The organism is Rhodococcus sp. ARC_M5, assembly GCF_022810405.1.
GTDB lineage: Bacteria > Actinomycetota > Actinomycetes > Mycobacteriales > Mycobacteriaceae > Rhodococcoides > Rhodococcoides navarretei.
The window spans coordinates 153,532-173,106 of the sequence record NZ_JALGQE010000006.1 but is presented as its reverse complement, the minus strand read 5'-3'; the positions used below and the strand labels follow the sequence as shown (position 1 = coordinate 173,106).

The 19,575-nt window shown below is 65.3% G+C and carries 15 protein-coding genes; 10 read left to right on the top strand and 5 right to left on the bottom strand.

The window, feature by feature from the left end; genetic code table 11:
* Window positions 1-20: 20 nt before the first annotated feature.
* A complete protein-coding gene (gene sufB / locus MTX34_RS11985; protein WP_243593097.1) occupies window positions 21-1,466 on the bottom strand; it encodes a Fe-S cluster assembly protein SufB in 1,446 nt (481 codons plus the stop codon).
* Entirely contained in the window at window positions 1,463-2,308 is an 846-nt protein-coding gene (locus MTX34_RS11980) for a metalloregulator ArsR/SmtB family transcription factor (protein ID WP_243609585.1), read from the bottom strand. Before MTX34_RS11980 ends, sufB begins: the two co-directional genes overlap by 4 nt.
* Before the next feature lie 236 nt (window positions 2,309-2,544).
* Between MTX34_RS11980 and mptB the strand changes: the two genes are divergently transcribed.
* From mptB to MTX34_RS11960, 4 genes are read left to right on the top strand one after another with little or no spacing between them, the layout of a single operon-like run.
* On the top strand, window positions 2,545-4,197 hold the full coding sequence (gene mptB, locus MTX34_RS11975; protein ID WP_243609659.1) for a polyprenol phosphomannose-dependent alpha 1,6 mannosyltransferase MptB: 1,653 nt from the start codon (window positions 2,545-2,547) through the stop codon (window positions 4,195-4,197).
* The gene (locus MTX34_RS11970) at window positions 4,194-5,138 is read left to right on the top strand and encodes an ABC transporter ATP-binding protein (protein WP_243609584.1); all 945 of its coding nucleotides are present in this window, start codon (window positions 4,194-4,196) and stop codon (window positions 5,136-5,138) included. Before mptB ends, MTX34_RS11970 begins: the two co-directional genes overlap by 4 nt.
* Window positions 5,135-5,935, top strand: coding sequence for an ABC transporter permease (locus tag MTX34_RS11965; RefSeq protein WP_243593100.1), 801 nt, complete (start codon window positions 5,135-5,137; stop codon window positions 5,933-5,935). The genes MTX34_RS11970 and MTX34_RS11965 overlap by 4 nt, the downstream gene beginning before the upstream one ends.
* A 55-nt stretch (window positions 5,936-5,990) precedes the next feature.
* Window positions 5,991-6,995 (top strand): heme A synthase, encoded by a 1,005-nt coding sequence (locus MTX34_RS11960; protein WP_243609583.1) that lies wholly within the window; start codon window positions 5,991-5,993, stop codon window positions 6,993-6,995.
* Window positions 6,996-7,134: 139 nt separating this feature from the next.
* Here the strand turns inward: MTX34_RS11960 and MTX34_RS11955 are convergent, their stop codons facing one another.
* On the bottom strand, window positions 7,135-7,506 hold the full coding sequence (locus MTX34_RS11955; RefSeq protein WP_243609582.1) for a hypothetical protein: 372 nt from the start codon (window positions 7,504-7,506) through the stop codon (window positions 7,135-7,137).
* 136 nt (window positions 7,507-7,642) lie between these two features.
* On the opposite strand from MTX34_RS11955, the gene MTX34_RS11950 reads away from it, so the two are divergent.
* Window positions 7,643-8,608 (top strand): quinone oxidoreductase, encoded by a 966-nt coding sequence (locus MTX34_RS11950; protein WP_243609581.1) that lies wholly within the window; start codon window positions 7,643-7,645, stop codon window positions 8,606-8,608.
* Between the two features lie 24 nt (window positions 8,609-8,632).
* On the opposite strand, the gene MTX34_RS11945 is transcribed toward MTX34_RS11950, so the two are convergent.
* Window positions 8,633-9,640, bottom strand: a complete 1,008-nt coding sequence (locus tag MTX34_RS11945) for a heme o synthase (RefSeq protein WP_308198091.1) — start codon at window positions 9,638-9,640, stop codon at window positions 8,633-8,635.
* Window positions 9,641-10,050: 410 nt separating this feature from the next.
* Here MTX34_RS11945 and tkt point away from each other — a divergent pair, with 410 nt between their 5' ends.
* The 5 genes from tkt to pgl are packed head-to-tail and all read left to right on the top strand — an operon-like array spanning window position 10,051 to window position 16,485.
* Complete coding sequence (gene tkt / locus MTX34_RS11940; RefSeq protein ID WP_243593104.1) at window positions 10,051-12,150, top strand: transketolase; 2,100 nt, start codon at window positions 10,051-10,053, stop codon at window positions 12,148-12,150.
* A 3-nt stretch (window positions 12,151-12,153) separates the two neighbouring features.
* A complete protein-coding gene (gene tal / locus MTX34_RS11935; RefSeq protein ID WP_243609580.1) occupies window positions 12,154-13,278 on the top strand; it encodes a transaldolase in 1,125 nt (374 codons plus the stop codon).
* A 6-nt stretch (window positions 13,279-13,284) separates the two neighbouring features.
* Window positions 13,285-14,841 carry a glucose-6-phosphate dehydrogenase gene (zwf, locus tag MTX34_RS11930; RefSeq protein WP_243609579.1) on the top strand — a complete coding sequence of 519 codons (1,557 nt, stop codon included), beginning with the start codon at window positions 13,285-13,287 and terminating at the stop codon, window positions 14,839-14,841.
* Window positions 14,838-15,746: a glucose-6-phosphate dehydrogenase assembly protein OpcA gene (gene opcA / locus MTX34_RS11925; RefSeq protein WP_243593107.1), complete on the top strand. Its 909-nt coding sequence runs from the start codon at window positions 14,838-14,840 to the stop codon at window positions 15,744-15,746. Before zwf ends, opcA begins: the two co-directional genes overlap by 4 nt.
* A complete protein-coding gene (pgl, locus tag MTX34_RS11920) occupies window positions 15,739-16,485 on the top strand; it encodes a 6-phosphogluconolactonase (RefSeq protein ID WP_243609578.1) in 747 nt (248 codons plus the stop codon). Before opcA ends, pgl begins: the two co-directional genes overlap by 8 nt.
* 216 nt (window positions 16,486-16,701) lie before the next feature.
* Here pgl and ppc read toward each other — a convergent pair whose 3' ends face one another.
* Window positions 16,702-19,533 (bottom strand): phosphoenolpyruvate carboxylase, encoded by a 2,832-nt coding sequence (gene ppc, locus MTX34_RS11915; RefSeq protein ID WP_243609577.1) that lies wholly within the window; start codon window positions 19,531-19,533, stop codon window positions 16,702-16,704.
* Window positions 19,534-19,575 lie beyond the last annotated feature (42 nt).

Genomic DNA, 19,575 nt, shown 5'->3' with positions numbered 1-19,575 from the left:
CCGGTGAGAGGGTTGTTCACTTATCCGACCGACCCTTCCATCTGCAGCTCGATGAGCCGGTTGAGCTCGAGCGCGTATTCCATCGGCAGTTCGCGAGCGATCGGCTCGACGAAGCCACGCACGACCATCGCCATGGCCTCGTCCTCGGTCAAGCCGCGGCTCATCAGGTAGAACAACTGATCGTCGCTGACCTTCGAGACGGTGGCCTCATGGCCCATCGATACGTCGTCCTCGCGGATGTCGACGTACGGGTACGTGTCGGAACGACTGATCGTGTCGACGAGCAACGCGTCACACTTGACCGTCGAACGCGAGCCGTGCGCACCCTTGTTGATCTGGATCAGACCGCGGTAGGACGTGCGCCCACCGCCGCGGGCGACCGACTTGCTGACGATGTTCGAAGACGTGTGCGGCGCGAGGTGCAACATCTTCGAGCCGGTGTCCTGGTGCTGGTCCGGGCCTGCGAAGGCGACCGAGAGAACCTCACCCTTGGCGTACTCACCGGTCATCCAGACGGCCGGGTACTTCATGGTGACCTTGGAGCCGATGTTGCCGTCGACCCACTCCATCGTTGCGCCTGCCTCTGCCTTGGCGCGCTTGGTGACGAGGTTGTAGACGTTGTTCGACCAGTTCTGGATGGTCGTGTAGCGGCAACGACCACCCTTCTTGACGATGATCTCGACCACGGCGGAGTGCAGCGAATCCGACTTGTAGATCGGTGCCGTGCAACCCTCGACGTAGTGCACGTAGGCACCCTCGTCGACGATGATCAGCGTCCGCTCGAACTGACCCATGTTCTCGGTGTTGATCCGGAAGTAGGCCTGCAGCGGGATGTCCACGTGGACGCCCGGCGGGATGTAGATGAAGGATCCACCGGACCACACCGCGGTGTTCAGTGCGGAGAACTTGTTGTCGCCTGCGGGGATGACCGTGCCGAAGTACTCGCGGAACAGCTCCGGCTGCTCCTTGAGGGCGGTGTCGGTGTCGAGGAACAACACTCCCTGAGCCTCCAGATCCTCACGGATCGAGTGGTAGACCACCTCGGACTCGTACTGAGCGGCGACACCGGAGACGAGGCGCTGCTTCTCCGCCTCGGGGATGCCGAGCTTGTCGTACGTGTTCTTGATGTCCTCCGGCAGGTCTTCCCACGTTGCAGCCTGCTTCTCGCTGGACCGCACGAAGTACTTGATGTTGTCGAAATCGATGCCGTCGAGGTTGGAACCCCAGTTCGGCATCGGCTTGCGCTCGAACGTCTTGAGCGCCTTGAGGCGCGCCTCGAGCATCCACTCGGGCTCGCTCTTCTTCTGCGAGATGTCCCGGACGACAGCCTCGGAAAGGCCGCGCTTGGCACTTTCACCGGCTACGTCCGAGTCGGCCCAGCCGTATCCGTAGGTGCCGAGCGAGGCGATGGTCTCGTCCTGGGTCAGCGGCGCGGTGGGTGTCACCTGGTCTGGTGTGACGGTCATGCGGGCTCCTTCCGGAGGCGTGGGCGTTCTCCGACGCGGGGCTGCGCGTCGGGAGTCTTCTTGTCGGAACTATCGGTGTTCGAGTACCGCGTCGGTGACAGCGGTACGTGTGTCGTACAAGCGCAATTACCGTTGGCGATGGTGGCCAAACGCTGTACGTGCGTGCCGAGGATCTCGGCGAACGCGGTCTGCTCGGCCTCGCACAGCTCCGGAAACTCGGAGGCGACGTGCGACACCGGGCAGTGGTGCTGGCAGATCTGCACACCGTTGCCCACCTGACGGGTGGTGGCAGAGAATCCCGCCGCGCTGAACGCGTCGGCGATTCGGTCCGCGGCATCCTCCACGTCGTGCGCATCGGATCCCGTCGCCGGCTCGACGTCGGCCACGATGGTGTTGACGCGCTGTCGGGCGAACGCCTCTATGGCCGCATCTCCACCGATCTTGCGTAGCTGCCGCATGGCAGCACCGGCGAGATCGTCGTAGGTGTGGCCGAGACGGTTGCGTCCGGCTGCGGTCAGCTGGAAATACTTGGCCGGCCGACCCCTACCCCGTTGCTGCGCACCTGCTGGGGTGGTGATGCGGGCCTCGCCCGCGTCGATGAGTGCGTCGAGGTGACGTCGGACACCCGCTGCGCTCAATCCCAGCCGTGTACCGATATCGGAGGCGGTGATGGGGCCCTCTTCGAGCAACAGAGTGACCACTGCGCTCCGCGTCTGCCCCTCGGGGGCCGAGGCAGGTCGCACCGACGGAACGCCTGCGCCGGCGGCCGAGGACACGACACTTCCCGGACGCACGAGCGAGCTTTCGGTTGTTTTCACAACACCAGTGTGACGGAATTGCATGACCCGGTCCAGCAAGGGTGCCCTTTGCCGACCATGCGGCCGGTACCGGTGCCGAGCCGTGAAGCGGAGTCGAGCACGGTGCGGGTCGTGCGCGAGTGCACCGCTACGCTCCCACTGTGCCATCGACAGACAGTGAGCCCAGTTCCCAGAGCTCACCTCTCGCGAGCGGTCCGGGTTCATCCTCGGGGTCCGGCACCTCGAAAGCCGCCTCCGCTGCGTTCGTCCGCCGATTCGTCCTGGCCCCCGCACGTCGCCTCATCGGCCTCGAACCCACGCCTCCCGGCGGTGGCGTCGCGACCCTGCACGGAGACGAGCAGGAGGCACCGGGGCTGAATCCGTCGGAGACGAACCAGCTTCGGAACATTCGCCGTTTCGGGGCCGCGGGTGCCTTGCTGATGGCGATCGGTGCCCTCGGCGCGGGCGCGCAGCCGGTGCTGCAGAATCCCGTCTTCGGCGTTCGACTACTGAGTCTGCCGTCCCGAATGGCCACCTCCGCGCTGACCGTCACGATGACCGGCACCGTCATCGTGGTCATCGCCTGGTTGCTCCTGGGCCGATTCGCTCTCGGACAGACGCGGTCCGGGGCCACTCCGCGTCGGCTCACCCGTTCCCAGATGGACCGCACATTGCTGCTGTGGATCCTGCCCTTGTGTGTCGCACCGCCGATGTTCTCGCGCGACGTCTACTCCTACCTGGCGCAGAGCGAGATCACGGCGCGCGGACTCGACCCCTACGAGGTCGGCCCTGCGACAGCACTCGGTGTCGACAATGTGCTGACCCGAACCGTTCCCACCATCTGGCGCGATACGCCTGCGCCGTACGGTCCGCTGTTCTTGTGGATGGGCCGCGGAATCACGTACTTGACCGGCGAGAACATCGTCGCCGGCATATTCCTCCATCGGCTGCTCGCGCTGGTGGGCGTGGCACTGATCGTCTGGGCACTGCCACGTCTCGCACGCCGATGCGGGGTCGCGTCCGTGACTGCACTCTGGCTCGGCGCCGCGAACCCGTTGCTGCTGTTCCACCTGGTTGCCGGTATCCACAACGAGGCTTTGATGATCGGGCTGATGCTCACAGGCACCGAGTTCGCACTGCGTGCCGTGGAACGCGCGGGAGCGCTGCGCAAGACCGACATCGCATTCCTCATCGGCGGTGCCGCCCTGATCGCCCTGTCGTCGACCGTGAAGATCCCGTCTCTGATCGCACTGGGCTTCGTGGGAATGGCACTGTCCAAGCGATGGGGTGGCACTCTCCGGTCCGTGGTGTACGTGGCGGTACTGCTCGGCACGGTCGTCATCGCCGTGCAGGTCGCCGTCAGTCTGAGCAGCGGGCTCGGCTTCGGCTGGATCAACACTCTGGGTACCGCGGGGGTGGTGCGCAGCTGGATGTCCATTCCGACGATTCTCGGGCTCGGCACCGGATTCGTCGGCGTGCTGCTCGGCCTCGGTGATCACACCACGGCTGTGTTGAGTCTCACTCGACCGATCGCTGCCGTCGTCGCGGGAATCATCGTCGTACGCATGCTGATCGCAGTTCTGCGCGGCCGCCTGCATCCGGTCGGCGCACTCGGAGTTGCGCTCGGGGCCGTCGTTCTGTTGTTCCCGGTGGTGCAACCCTGGTACCTGCTGTGGGCGGTGATTCCGCTGGCCGCGTGGGCCACGACTCCCTCGTTCCGGCGTCCTGCCATCGCCTTCTCGTCGTTGGTGAGCGTGATTCTCATGCCGAACGGTAGTGAGTATCAGCCGTTCCAGATAGTGCAGGCCGCAGTGATGACAATCCTGACGGTCGCGGTGCTGTACCTGTTCACGCGAAACCGGATGCCGTGGCCCACCCGCACCGGACCACCGGCACGCGAGCGCAGCGCCGACGAATACGCTGGGTCCTCGTGACCTCCGGGACGTCGAATACGACGCAACCTGTCGTGCAGTTGACCGACGTACGCAAGTCGTACGACGGCGTCACTGCCGTCGACGGTCTCAGCCTCGACATCGGTCCCGGCGAGGTTCTCGCACTGCTGGGCCCCAACGGTGCCGGGAAGACCACCACCGTCGAGATGTGCGAGGGATTCGTGGTACCCGACAGCGGCTCCGTTCGGGTACTCGGGCTGGACCCCATTGCGCAGTCGGCGCAGCTGAGGCCACGAATCGGCGTCATGCTCCAGGGCGGCGGCGCTTATCCAGGATCCAAGGCAGGCGAGATGCTCCAACTCGTCGCCTCGTACTCGGCCGACCCACTCGATCCGGCATGGCTGCTCGACTGCCTCGGTCTGACGTCGGCCGTCCGCACGCCGTACCGACGGCTCTCCGGCGGGCAACAGCAGCGGCTGGCTCTGGCCTGCGCCATAGTCGGGAGACCCGAGCTGGTGTTCCTCGACGAACCGACTGCAGGGCTCGACGCGCAGGCCCGACTTCTGGTGTGGGAACTGATCGACGCCTTGCGCCGCGACGGTGTCGGGGTACTGCTCACCACACATCTGATGGACGAGGCGGAGCAACTGGCCGACCGGTTGACGATCATCGACAACGGCCGCGTCGTCGCCTCGGGTACCCCGTCGGAATTGACCAAGCAGGGCGCAGAGGGCCAACTGCGGTTCGCCGCTCCCCCGGGCCTCGAGCTGTCTCTGCTCGACGCGGCACTCCCCCCGGGTTACGTACCGTCGGAACCGACGCCGGGTTCCTATGTGGTCTCCGGCGTGATCGAGCCGCAGATTCTGGTGATCGTGACGTCCTGGTGTGCGCAGCAGGACGTGTTGGCCACCGAATTGCAGGTCGACCAGCGCCGCCTCGAGGACGTCTTCCTCGAGCTGACCGGCAGAGAATTGAGGAAGTGACCGTGCGCAGAGAAGCCCGGCTCGCCGACAACCGATTCGAGACAGGCCTGTTCGCGCCGCGCCCGCAGGCCGCGTCGGCTGCGCGCATGCTGCTCGCGCAGACCCGACTCGAACTGAAGTTGCTGCTGCGCAACGGCGAACAGTTGCTGCTGACGATGTTCATCCCGATCACACTGTTGATCGGCTTGACCCTGCTGCCCTTCGGCGAGCTCGGCGACGACCGAGTCGGCCGAGTGGTTCCGGCCGTGATGATGGTGGCCATCATGTCGACGGCGTTCACCGGGCAGGCGATCGCCGTCGGGTTCGATCGTCGCTACGGTGCCCTCAAGAGGCTCGGGGCAACACCGCTCCCTCGGTGGGGCATCATCGGCGGCAAATCCGCTGCAGTGGTGATCGTGGTGATTCTGCAGTCGGTTCTGCTCGGCTCGATCGGTGCCGCACTCGGCTGGCGTCCGAGCGCGACGGGCCTGTTGCTCGGGGCCGTCGTCATCGCGCTCGGAACCGTGACTTTCGCGTCGATGGGTCTGCTGCTCGGCGGCACCCTGCGGGCGGAGATCGTGTTGGCGCTGGCGAACATCGCCTGGTTCGTGATGCTGGGCATCGGCAGCGTGGTGTTCGTGGACGACCAGATTCCGCAGGGCCTGCAGAACGTGGCGCGCATCGTTCCGTCCGGCGCGCTGGGCGAGGCGTTGAGCCGAGGTGTCTCGTCGTCGTTCGACGTGTTCGGCGTCGTCGTACTGCTGGTCTGGGCTGCGGTGTGCAGCACGCTCGCCGTGCGCACGTTCAAGTTCACCTGAGCCACGCTCGCTACCCAACGACGCTGTGTAGTTGATCGGCGTTTACCATCGTGGAGTGCCCTCCCTCCTACGGAAGCTCTATGGCGTATTCCTGCGCGTCGTCGATCTCCTGCCACTGCCGTCGCGTCGAGTGCAGCGGGTGCTGGCATTCATCGCAATCCTGACCCAGGGTGGCATCGCGGTCACCGGTTCCGTCGTTCGCGTGACGGGATCCGGTCTCGGCTGTCCCACCTGGCCGCAGTGCTTCCCGGGTAGCTTCACTCCCGTCGGGGTGTCCGAGGTACCGGTCTTGCACCAGGCCGTCGAGTTCGGCAATCGTCTGCTCACCTTCGTCGTCGTTCTCTCGGCCGCCGCTGTCGTCATCGCCGTCACCAGGGCGCGGCGTCGTCGCGGAGTACTGTTCTTCGCGTGGCTGATGCCACTCGGTACCGTCGTGCAGGCCGTGATCGGCGGATTCACCGTGCTGACCGGACTGCTGTGGTGGACGGTCGCCGTTCACCTCGTCGTGTCGATGGCGATGGTGTGGCTGGCCACGCTGCTGTACGCCAAGGTCGGTGAAAGCGATGCGCCATCGGAGTCGACGCCCACGGTGCCAGCTGCGCTGCGAGCGCTGACGGGGCTGTCCGGGATCGCGCTGGCGGGCGTACTGATCGCGGGCACCATGGTGACCGGGGCCGGGCCGCACGCGGGCGACAAGAGCATCGAAGAACCGGTACCGCGCCTCGGTATCGAGATCGTGACGCTGGTGCACGCACACTCTCAATTCCTGGTCGGCTACCTTGCCCTGCTGGTCGGTCTGGTATTCGCCCTGTATGCAGTTCGGGCTCCGAAGGCCGTCACGTTTCGACTCAATGTCCTGATCGTCCTGGTGCTCGCACAGTCTCTGATCGGACTGGTCCAGTACTTCACCGGGGTTCCGGCCGTACTCGTCGCCTTCCACGTGGCCGGTGCGGGCGCATGTACCGCCGCCACCGCAGCCGTGTGGGCGGCCTGCCGCACCCGTGGCCCGGCCGTATCCGAGAAGATCGAGACCGCCGAGGACGTCGCAGTTCGCTCGTGACGATCGGTCGAACTTCGAACAGGGTAGAGGGGCAGCCGACCTCCCCCTCAGATGGCCGACTGCCCCTCCACTGACTTCGACGCACCGGGTACCGAGATGGTTCCCGTCGAATCGAACAATTTTTTCGACTTTTCTCCGCTCAGACGATCGCCTGGTTGCGCGCCTTCGGGAACTTTTTCTGACCGGCTACCCAGCCGGCCATCTTCTCGTGGTGCCCGGGGGCCGGATTGACCGAACTGACCAGCTCGCGGTCCCATTCGGCCTCGGTCAACTCGTCCAGACCGTTGACGATCGCGCGGGCGATTGCAGTCGTCGGCACCACCTGGTCCCCCAGGACGCCGTCGGCACCGACCATGGTGAGCCGAGTTCCGGCCCGACCGACCGGCTGGATCACCACACTCGCGGAGTTGCCATGATCGGCGAGGAAGCTCTTCACTGCCGCGAGCGTTCCCTTGGGAACGTCGTTCGACTCGTTCTTCTCGATGCCCGCACTGTCGATTTCGGTAGCCATGCCGTCACGATACCGAGGTCGCCCATCGCGCCCACAACGACCCGTCGAGTCGTTACTGATCGGTAACTTCGACTCCCCGCCCGCATCCACCGGATTTGTGCACTCGGGCGCGGCCGGTCCGTGTACAACGGTGTTCATGCGTGCCATTCGAGTAGAAAACATCGGCGGACCCGAGGTCATGAAAGTTGTCGACATTCCGATACCGACGCCAGGGCCCGGGCAGCTGCTGGTCCGAACCGACGCCATCGGCATCAACTACATCGACACGTACTTCCGACGCGGCCTGTACCCACGCGCGCTTCCGTACGTTCCCGGCGACGAGGGATCGGGGGTGATCGAACAGGTCGGAGCGGACGTCACCGAATTTGCACCGGGACATCGCGTCGCCTGGGCTGCAGCACCGGGTAGCTACGCCGAACACGTCCTGGTCGACGCCCCCTCGGCCATCGCGGTTCCCGACGGCGTACCTGCCGATCAGGCTGCATCGGCGCTACTCCAGGGCATGACGGCGCACTACCTGATCGAGTCCACCTATCCCGCTCAGCGGGGCGACACCGTGCTGGTACATGCAGGCGCTGGTGGCGTCGGACTGTTGTTGACGCAGATGGCGGTGGCGAAGGGCGTGAACGTGATCACCACGGTCTCCACGGATGCGAAGGCCGAGCGGTCGAGGCAGGCCGGTGCAGCCCACGTGGTGCGATACGAGGAGGACATCGCCGCGCGCGTGCGTGAAATCACCGACGGCGAGGGTGTGCATGCGGTGTACGACGGCGTCGGTGCCGACACGTTCGAGGCAAGTCTTGCGTCGCTTCGGATCAGAGGGACGCTCGCTCTGTTCGGTGCCGCGAGCGGTCCGGTGCCGCCCATGGATCCGCAGCGGTTGAACGGCGCAGGATCTCTGTTTCTGACCAGGCCCACGCTTGCTCATCACATCCGAGACCGGGCCGAGTTGGAATGGCGCGCCGGGGACGTCTTCGCGGCGATGTCGAGCGGCGCTCTGACGGTGGAGATCGGTGCGCGGTATGCGTTGGAGGACGCGGCGACTGCCCACACCGACCTGGAGTCACGGAGGACGACAGGGTCGATTGTGCTCGTTCCCTAACCGATCCGTCGGGTGGACGCTCGTTCAGGAGAGCAGCTGGGCGAGCGTCTGCCAGCCGAGAACCGAGTCGACGGCCAGGCCGCAGAACACCAGTGCCAGGTATTCGTTGGAGAGAATGAACAGCTTGAGCGGCTTGACCGGAGTTCCCGCTCGCACACCTGCGTACAGACGATGCGCCACCACGAGGAACCACACTCCCGAGGCCACGGCAACGGCCGCGTACACGACGCCCGAGCCCGGTGCCAGCGCCAACGTCGCGGCGACGGTGGCCCAGGCGTAGAGCACGATGTGCTTGGTGACCTTGGTTTCCGAGGCGACAGCAGGCAGCATCGGCACATTGGCGGCCTGGTAGTCCTCCTTGTACCGAAGCATGAGGGCCCAGGTATGTGGTGGCGTCCACAGGAAGATCACCAGGAACATCACCAGCGCCTGCCACCCGATCGTGCCGGTCACGGCGGACCAACCGATCATCACCGGCATACATCCGGCCGCGCCACCCCACACCACGTTCTGGGATGTGCGCCTCTTGAGCACGAGGGTGTAGACGAAGATGTAGAAGCAGATCGTCACGACGGCGAGCACACCGCTGAGCAGATTCGTGGTGGCCCACAGCCAGAAGAACGAGAACACGCCCAGGACGAGCCCGAATATCAGGGCATGCGAGACAGGCATGGCACCACGGGCGAGGGGGCGCTTCTCGGTGCGCTTCATCACCTTGTCGATGTCTGCGTCGACCACCATGTTCAGGGTGTTGGCGCTGGCCGCAGCCAGCATTCCCCCGAAGAGCGTGGTGAGGATCAGCCACGGATCGACGTTCCCGCGGTCTGCGAGCAGCATCGCGGGAATGGTGGTGACGAGAAGAAGTTCGATGACCCTGGGCTTCGTCAGCGCAACGTACGCAAGAAAGAGTGCGAACGCTCTGCGCGGGGCGGACGTCGCCGGTGCGGCCTGGGCGGCAGCGCCTTCGTCGCCTGCTCCGAATCCGGGGCCGCCGGCGAAACCGTGTCCGCCCGACTGCTGCCCAATTCGCACTGCGTCTCCTTGCACGACTGTCGTTCTCTGGCGCTGGGCCACTTGCTCACGTGCCACCGGCACGCGGATCGATCTCCATGGCGACACCTGGACGCCGGAGCGCACGCGTGATCGTCCGCATCAACTGCCGCGTGAGCCGGCGAACGTGCGCCTACTACAACCGATGGTAGACGGCGGGGTTTGCACCGCCAATTCGCAGGGCACCCAAAGTGCGGAATGTGTCGCCTACGAGTCGCCCGCGCGCAATCGCCCGGGGGAAGGCACGACAGTAGGGTCGGACAGAACTAGGCTGGTGGAGGACGTCCTTCGGCACCGGCTGCGTGCGCGCTCCACCAAGGCGCGTGGCAGTCGCCGCCGAGCGACGATTCCTCGGAGCCACAACTCGAACGAATGTCAGGAGATTTCTGCTCGTGTCGATCACAGACGATATTGACGTCCTCACCACGGCGCACCACCCGAGCGACTGGACGGACCTGGACACCCGAGCGGTCGACACCGTTCGTGTTCTGGCAGCGGACGCAGTGCAGAAGGTCGGCAACGGCCACCCCGGAACCGCGATGAGCCTTGCTCCCCTCGCCTACACCCTCTTCCAGCGCACCATGCGCCACGATCCGACCGATACGCACTGGATCGGCCGCGACCGATTCGTGCTCTCGTGCGGCCACTCGAGCCTGACGCTGTACCTGCAGCTCTACTTGGGCGGTTTCGGACTCGAACTCGCCGACATCGAGGCACTGCGCACCTACAAGTCCAAGACTCCCGGACACCCGGAGTTCCGTCACACCGACGGCGTCGAGATCACCACCGGCCCGCTCGGTCAGGGTCTGGCCTCCGCTGTGGGCATGGCAATGGCGGCGCGCCGCGAGCGCGGGTTGTTCGATCCCGAGCCCGCTCTCGGCGACAGCCCGTTCGATCACTTCATCTACGTCGTCGCTTCCGACGGCGACATCGAAGAAGGCGTCACGTCCGAGGCGTCGTCGCTGGCAGGTACTCAGCAGCTCGGCAACCTGATCCTGTTTTACGACGACAACAAGATCTCCATCGAGCACTCCACCGACATCGCCCTGTCCGAGAACACGGCCGCTCGCTACGAGGCCTACGGCTGGCACGTGCAGGTGGTCGAGGGTGGCGAGAACGTCACCGCCATCGAAGAGGCCATCGAGGCCGCGAAGGCCGTCACCGACAAACCGTCGATCATCGTGCTGCGCACCATCATCGGTTTCCCGGCTCCCACCATGATGAACACCGGTGCAGTCCACGGTGCCGCACTGGGCGACGAAGAGATCGCCAAGGTCAAGCAGGCACTCGATTTCGACCCCGCCAAGACGTTCGAGGTCACCGACGAGGTCATCGGCCACACCCGCAAACTGCAGGAACGCGGCCGCAAGGCGCACGCCGACTGGACCGTCGAATTCGAGGCCTGGGCCGCGCGCGAGCCCGAGCGCAAGAAGCTGCTGGATCGACTGACTCAGGGCACGTTGCCCGAGAACTGGACCGACGTTCTGCCCACCTGGGAGCCCGGCAGCAAGGCCGTCGCCACGCGTGCGGCGTCGGGCGAGGTCCTCAACGCCGTCGGACCCGTTCTCCCGGAGCTGTGGGGCGGCTCGGCCGACCTCGCCGGCAGCAACAACACGACGATCAAGGGTGCGAAGTCCTTCGGCCCCACGTCGATCTCCACCGACGATTGGGACGCCGAGCCGTACGGCCGCACGCTGCACTTCGGTATCCGTGAGCACGCGATGGGTGCCATCCTGTCCGGCATCGTCATGCACGGCCCCACCCGCGCGTACGGCGGAACGTTCATGCAGTTCAGCGACTACATGCGGCCGGCAGTGCGACTCGCGTCGTTGATGGACATCGACCCCATCTACGTGTGGACACACGATTCCGTCGGCCTCGGTGAGGACGGCCCGACGCACCAGCCGGTCGAGCACCTCGCGGCGCTGCGGGCCATCCCCAACCTGTCGGTGGTGCGCCCCGGCGACGCCAACGAGACCGCGTTCGCATGGCAGGCCGTGCTGGCCAAGTCCAGCAGCAGCGGACCCGTCGGCCTCGCGCTGACGCGTCAGGGCATCCCGATTCTCGAGGGCACCAGCTTCGAGGGCGTGTCGAAGGGCGGATACATCCTCGTCGAGTCGTCCAAGGCGACCCCGGACGTCGTACTGATCGGCACCGGTTCCGAGCTGCAGTACGCGGTCGAGGCGCAGAAGCAGCTGGAGGATCAGGGCATCGCCGCCCGCGTGGTCTCGATGCCGTGTGTCGAGTGGTTCGAGAGCCAGGACCAGAACTACCGCGACCAGGTGATCCCACCCACCGTCAAGGCACGAGTGTCGATCGAAGCCGGCATCGCAATGCCGTGGTGGAAGATCGTCGGCGGCTTCGGTGAGATCATCTCGCTCGAGCACTACGGCGAATCTGCCGACGCTGCAACACTTTTCCGCGAGTTCGGCTTCACCGCCGAGGCCGTCACCGCAGCCGCTCAGCGCTCCATCACCAACGTGAAGGGATAATCAATGACCCAGAACAAGAATCTCGCAGAGCTCTCCACCGCCGGTATCTCGGTATGGCTGGACGACCTGTCCCGTGATCGCATCCGCTCGGGCAACTTGAAGGACCTCATCGACACCAAGAGTGTCGTGGGCGTGACGACCAACCCGTCGATCTTCCAGGCGGCGCTGAGCAAGGGCGACGCGTACAACGAGCAGGTCACCAAGCTCGCCGGCGAAGGTGCCGACGTCGAGACCACGATCCGCACGGTCACGACCGACGACGTCCGCGAAGCGTGCGACATCCTGATGCCGCAGTACGAGGCAAGTGCAGGCGTCGACGGACGGGTGTCGATCGAGGTCGATCCCCGCATGGCACACGACGCCGACAAGACGTACGAGCAGGCCGTCGAACTGTGGAAGATCGTCGACCGCCCGAACCTGCTCATCAAGATTCCGGCCACCGAAGCCGGAATTCCGGCCATCGCCAAGGTGATCGGCGAGGGCATCAGCGTCAACGTCACGCTCATCTTTTCCGTCGAGCGCTACGAACTGGTGATGAACGCCTACCTCGACGGTCTGGAGAAGGCGCGCGCAGCCGGTCACGACCTCGACAAGATCCACTCCGTGGCGTCGTTCTTCGTCTCCCGGGTGGACAGCGAGATCGATTCCCGACTCGACGCGATCGGCACCCCCGACGCCGAGGCACTCAAGGGCAAGGCTGCTCTGGCCAATGCTCGCCTCGCGTACGTCGCGTACCAGCAGATCTTCGAGGTCGCTCCCCGGTTCCGCGAGCTCGTCGGCAGTGGCGCGCGTCCACAGCGGCCCCTGTGGGCCTCGACCGGCGTCAAGTCCGACGCCTACCCGGACACCATGTACGTCACCGAGCTCGTCTCACCGAACACGGTGAACACGATGCCGGAGAAGACCATGGACGCAGTTGCCGATCACGGCGAGATCGTCGGCGACACCGTCTCGGGCAAGGGACCGGAATCACAGGAGATCTTCGACCGCATCTCGGCTCTCGGAATCGACATCTCGGACGTCTTCGTGACGTTGGAGAACGAGGGCGTGCAGAAGTTCGAGGCGGCCTGGAACGAGTTGCTCGAGGCCACCGGCGAGCAGCTTCGCCAAGCAGGTCAGAAGAGCTGACCGACTGTGCCCACCGCAGATACCGAACCTCTCCACTCCGCGGACTGGCTCAATCCTCTCCGCGACGCACGAGACAAGCGACTCCCCCGCATTGCGGGCCCGTGCAGCATGGTCATCTTCGGGGTGACCGGCGATCTCGCGCGTAAGAAGCTCATGCCTGCGGTGTACGACCTGGCGAACCGGGGGCTCCTACCCCCCGGTTTCGCCCTGGTCGGATTTGCCCGGCGGGAATGGCAGAACCAGGACTTCGCCAAGATCGTGCACGACTCCGTGCGCGATCACGCACGAACACCGTTCAGCGAGGAGGTGTGGAACACCCTCGCCGAGGGTTTCCGCTTCGTCCAGGGCACGTTCGACGACGACGCGGCGTTCGACGAGCTGTCCCGAACGCTGACCGAGCTCGACGAGACCCGTGGCACCGGCGGCAATCACGCCTTCTATCTGTCCATCCCGCCCAGCGCGTTCCCCGTCGTCCTCGAGCAGCTGTCTCGATCCGGCCTGGCACAGAGCAACGACGGCAATTGGCGACGCGTCGTCATCGAGAAGCCGTTCGGACACGACCTGCAGAGCGCGAAAGAGCTCAACGCGGTCGTGAACCGAGTGTTCCCCGAGGACACCGTGTTTCGCATCGACCACTATCTCGGTAAGGAGACGGTGCAGAACATCCTGGCACTGCGCTTCGCCAACCAGTTGTTCGATCCGATCTGGAACGCGCACTATGTCGACCACGTTCAGATCACGATGGCCGAGGACATCGGATTGGGCGGTCGCGCAGGGTATTACGACGGCATCGGAGCGGCCCGCGACGTCATCCAGAATCACCTTCTGCAGCTGCTCGCCATCACTGCGATGGAGGAGCCGGTCAGCTTCAACCCCAAGGAGCTGCAGTCGGAGAAGATCAAGGTGCTCTCTGCAACCAAGCTCGCCGAACCACTCGATCGCACCTCCGCTCGCGGTCAGTACTCCGCAGGGTGGCAGGGCAGCCAGAAAGTGAAGGGGCTCAAGGAAGAGGAGGGTTTCGACTCCGAGTCCAACACCGAAACCTACGCTGCCATCACCCTCGAGGTGGATACGCGACGGTGGGGTGGAGTTCCGTTCTATCTTCGTACCGGCAAGGCACTCGGCCGCCGAGTCACCGAAATTGCCATGGTGTTCAAACGTGCTCCACATCTGCCCTTCGATGCGACGATGACCGAAGAACTCGGTCAGAATGCGCTGGTGATCAGGGTCCAGCCCGACGAGGGCGTGACGATGCGGTTCGGTTCGAAGGTGCCGGGATCGAGCATGCAAGTGCGCGACGTCAGCATGGACTTCAGCTACGGCCAGGCCTTCACCGAATCCTCGCCGGAGGCATACGAGCGACTCATCCTCGACGTGTTGCTCGGCGAGCCCTCGCTGTTCCCGGTCAACGCGGAGGTCGAACTGTCGTGGAAGATCCTCGACCCGATCCTCGACTTCTGGGCGTCGGGTGGCACTGCGGAACCGTACGAAGCCGGCACCTGGGGTCCTTCCTCGGGTGACGAGATGATGCACCGCACCGGACGCGAATGGAGAAGGCCGTGATTGTCGATATCCCCGCCACGACGACGGCCGAGGTCGGCAAGAAGTTGGTGGAGGTTCGCGAGGCAGGTGGCGCGGTGACGATCGGCCGTGTCCTGACACTGATCGTCGCCAGTCGCGATCCGGCCAAGGCCGAGCGAGCGATCGACGCAGCGAACGAGGCGAGCCGCGAGCATCCGTGCCGCGTCATTGTCCTCATTCACGGCGATCGGTCGGCCGAGTCGCGCCTCGACGCCCAGATTCGCGTCGGCGGTGACGCGGGTGCGTCGGAGGTCGTCGTGTTGCGCCTGAACGGCGAGCTCGCTGATCACGAGCACAGCGTGGTCATTCCGTTCCTGCTTCCCGACACCCCGATCGTGGCATGGTGGCCCGACGAGGCACCTGCAGTTCCGGCGAAGGATCCGCTGGGCCGCTTGGCAATTCGGCGAATCACCGATGCCACCAATTCCCCCGACACCACCGCGACCATCAAGGGGCGGTTGAGCAGCTACACCGAGGGTGACACCGACCTTTCGTGGAGCCGCATCACCTACTGGCGCGGTCTGTTGGCCACTGCCCTCGACCAGGCTCCGTACGAGGCGGTCGTCTCGGCGACGGTATCGGGACTGGCCGAGGAGCCGGCACTCGACATCCTGGCCGGTTGGCTGGCCGCCAAACTGGACGTGCCGGTGTATCGCCGAGCGGGTGAACTGAAGGTGGAGCTGATCAGAGAGAACAGCAGCATCTCGTTGACGCGTCCGCAGACCGGCAAGACCGCCACGTTGCGGCGCACCGGGCAGCCCGACGCCGAGGTGGCACTCGCCCGACGCAACACCCGCGAGTGCCTGGCCGAGGAACTGCGCCGACTCGACACGGACGAGATCTACGAACTGGCCCTGCACGGACTGTCGAAAGTGAGCTATGAGTAAGACATCGGTCCTTCAGTACCTGGACTCGCAGGCGTTGGTCGACGCCGCCCGGTCTCGATTCGTGGAGGTCGTCGCGGCCGCGCAGGCCGAGCGAGGCTCGGCCTCGGTGGTGCTCACCGGAGGTGGCACGGGTATCGCCCTGTTGGAGGCGCTTCGCCAGGATTCCGGATCCATCGACTGGGCTGCCGTCGACATCTACTTCGGCGACGAGCGATTCTTGCCCTCGGGTGATTCCGAACGCAACGAGGTTCAGGCTTCGGAGGCACTGTTCGATCACGTCGACGTGCATCCGGATCGCATTTTCCGGATGGCCGCGTCCGACGGACCTCACGGAAGCGATCCCGAGGTGGCCGCGGCGGCGTATGCGCAGACCCTGCATTCCGGATCCGAGAGCGAGCCGACGCCCACTTTCGACATCCACCTGCTGGGAATGGGCGGCGAGGGGCACATCAACTCGCTGTTCCCCCACACCGATGCAGTCCGGGAACAGCATCGGTTCGTCGTGGCGGTCGAGGACTCCCCCAAGCCTCCGCCCGTGCGAATCACATTGACGCTGCCCGCCGTTCGCCGCGCACAGCACGTGTGGCTGCTCGTATCGGGAGCGAACAAGGCCGATGCCGTTGCCGCGGCGGTCGGCGGGGCCGATCCCGACGACATCCCGTCGGCCGGCGCGCTGGGCACCGAATCGACTGTCTGGTTCCTCGATGCCGGCGCAGCGTCCAAGCTGGACACTGTCTGATCTACCCGCTCAGCTGGGTTCCGCGGCGTCGGGGTCACATCTCGGCCGATTGCCCTCGTACTCGCTGACGCCCCAGGCACGTCCTGTCGTCGAGTTACGGATCCGCCTACCGTTCGCGCGGTAGGCGGATCCGTCTCGCCAGGCATCGGTGTCGTTGCTGCACTGCCTCATACCTCGTTGGACGCGACCGACCGCCGACCGGTTCCTCCCCCGTCGCTAGCCGCTGTTGCGCAGCGCAGTCGCCAGACCGTTCATCGTCAACAGGATTCCACGCTTGACGCGCTCGTCGTCGTCACCGCTGCGGTAACGGCGCAGCATCTCGACCTGCATCTGATTGAGTGGTTCGAGGTACGGGAACCGGTTGTGCACGGAGCGCTCCAGGGACGGGTTGTCTTCGAGCAGTCGACTGTGGCCGGTGATCTTCAGGTACATCCGCACCGTCGTGGCGTGCTCTGCCTCGATCATGCCGAAGATCCGGGCCCGCAGATCGGCGTCCGGAACCAACTCGGCGTAGCGCGCCGCGATACCCAGGTCCGACTTGGCCATGACCTGCGCGAGGTTGGACAGCACCGTCTGGAAGAACGGCCACTTTCGATAGAGGTCGGTCAGCACCTCGAGCTTGGAATCGTCGTCGCCGACCCACTCCTCGAACGCCGAACCGGTGCCGTACCACCCGGGCAGCATGACGCGGCACTGACTCCACGACATCACCCACGGGATGGCACGCAGGTCGTACACCGAGTTCGTCGGCTTCCTCGATGCCGGACGGGAGCCGATGTTCAGCTCGCCGACCTCCGCCACCGGCGTCGACGTGCGGAAGTATTCGACGAAACCGGGCTCCTCGTGCACCAGCCGGCCGTACGCCGCGCGGGCTTTCGCCGCGAGGTCGTCCAGGACGTCGTATGCGGCTTCTGCGCCGTCCCCGAGGCCCTCGACGTCCAGCAAAGTCGATTCGAGGGTTCCCGCCACCAGGGACTCGAGGTTGCGGCGCGCCATGGACGGCTCGGCGTACTTCGCCGCGATGATCTCACCCTGTTCGGTCAGACGCAGGGATCCCTGCACCACGCCGGGCGGCTGGGCCAGGATCGCGTCGTAGCTGGGGCCGCCGCCGCGGCCGACCGTGCCACCGCGACCATGGAAGAGTCGCAGTCGAATTCCCGTCTTGCGCGATGCTTCGAGCAGGTCCAACTCGGCACGGTAGAGCGCCCAGTTCGCCGCGAGGTACCCACCGTCCTTGTTCGAGTCCGAATATCCGAGCATGACTTCCTGATTCATGCCGCGCCCGGCCACCAGCGCGCGGTAGATCGGAACGTCGAGCGTGGCGAGCAGCGTCGCCGCACCCTGCTGAAGGTCCTCGATGGTCTCGAACAGCGGAACCACACCCACCGTCGACGTGGGTGAGGAGCCGTCGGTGCCGGGGTCGAAGATGCCTGCTTCCTTGAGCAGCAACGCCGCTTCCAGCATGTCGCTCACCGACTGACACATACTGATGATGTAGTTCTGGATGGTGTCGGGGCCCAGGTGATCGATAGCCTCCTTGGCCGCCCTGACGATGCCCAGTTCCTTGGTGGCGAGCTCACTGAGCTGCGCGTTGGGGCCGACGAGCGGCCGCCTGGTCGCGAGTTCCTGCGACAGCACCGAGACCCGCTCGTCCTCTTCGAGGGACATGTAGTCGGAGTGAACACCGGCCCACGCCAGCAGCTCGGCGACCACTTCCTCGTGGGTCTCGGAGTTCTGCCGCATGTCCAATGCCTGCAGATGGAAGCCGAACGTCTCGACCGACTGTCGGAGCCGCAGCAGACGATCGTCGGCGATCAAGGCATCTCCGTCGGCGCGTAGAGCACGGTCGATGATGTCGAGGTCGTCGAGAATGGCCTGTGGACCGTCGTACTTCTGCGCCCCGAGGTCGATCCCGGAGACCGGCACCGCGTCGAGTACCGCCTCGGCAGTGGCCGTGAGACGGGCCCGGATGCCGACGACAGCGACGCGATACGGTTCGTCCGATCGGCGATCGTCCGGCTCGGCCGATGCGCCGGCCAGAGCTGCGAGATCCTCGGTGACGTCCACCAGGCGCGCGGACATCGAGAGTTCCTTCTCCAGCCCGACCAGCTCGTCCAGGTAATGCTCGAACGCGACGTACCCCGCCTGATGTGTCGCGGTGTGCACCACGTCCGCGGTGACGTTCGGGTTCCCGTCGCGGTCACCGCCGATCCACGAGCCAGGGCGCAGAATGGGACGCGGCAGCAGGTCGTCCTCGGGCCACCGCGCGCGCAGAGCGGCGCGCACATCCGCGTTGAGGGCGGGCATGACGTCGAACAGGGAGGACTCGAAGTATCGGAGTCCGACCTCGATCTCGTCCTGAATCCGCAAGCGCGACAACCGAATCAGAGCCGTCTCCCACAGAGTCAGTACCTGCCTGCGGATCTGCACGTCGATGGCGGCCAGTTCCTTCGCGGCACTGGCGGCCTTGCCCTCGCGAGCGGCAGTGGCGACATCGCGGCGGCGCATCAGTTCGGTGATCTTCGATTGGACATCGAACACGGTCCGGCGACGCGTCTCGGTGGGGTGTGCGGTGATCACCGGAGCCACCAGCGCGTCCGTCAGTGCCGCGGCCACCTGCTCGCGCGACGGTGCCGCCGAATCGATCTTGAGCCAGGTGGCGTCGAGACTGCTGTCCTGCGGCGGATCCTCGCGGTCGAGGTGAATCGCGCGTCGGCGCTCGCGGTGCAGGTCCTCGGCAAGATTGGCAAGCAATGAGAAGTGACTGAATGCTCGAATGAGTGGAACTGCTCGAGCCACTTCGACGTCGGTGTAGCGACCGACCGAATCGTCTCGCTCGATCTCGGATCTGCGTACCGCGAAGGACTCGACGCGTGCCGCCTCGATCAGGTCGAATACGTCGTCGCCTTCGTGCTCACGGATGATCTCACCCAGGATGCCGCCGAGATAGCGGATGTCCTCACGGAGTGGCTCGGTCAACTCCCGCCCCTGAGCTGTCGGTGGAACGAAGGCTGGGGATCCGACTGAGTCGTAGGAGGATTCGCTCATCCACTCAGTATCGTCGCTTCGCGACCAACTCGCACTCGGAGC

Bases quoted from the DNA above. Each gene is read 5' to 3' on its own strand.
- ppc (WP_243609577.1), bottom strand. From the start codon at position 19,533: ATGAGCGAATCCTCCTACGACTCAGTCGGATCCCCAGCCTTCGTTCCA.
- pgl (WP_243609578.1), top strand. From the start codon at position 15,739: ATGAGTAAGACATCGGTCCTTCAGTACCTGGACTCGCAGGCGTTGGTC.
- MTX34_RS11950 (WP_243609581.1), top strand. From the start codon at position 7,643: ATGCGTGCCATTCGAGTAGAAAACATCGGCGGACCCGAGGTCATGAAA.
- tal (WP_243609580.1), top strand. From the start codon at position 12,154: ATGACCCAGAACAAGAATCTCGCAGAGCTCTCCACCGCCGGTATCTCG.
- MTX34_RS11980 (WP_243609585.1), bottom strand. From the start codon at position 2,308: ATGCAATTCCGTCACACTGGTGTTGTGAAAACAACCGAAAGCTCGCTC.
- MTX34_RS11955 (WP_243609582.1), bottom strand. From the start codon at position 7,506: ATGGCTACCGAAATCGACAGTGCGGGCATCGAGAAGAACGAGTCGAAC.
- sufB (WP_243593097.1), bottom strand. From the start codon at position 1,466: ATGACCGTCACACCAGACCAGGTGACACCCACCGCGCCGCTGACCCAG.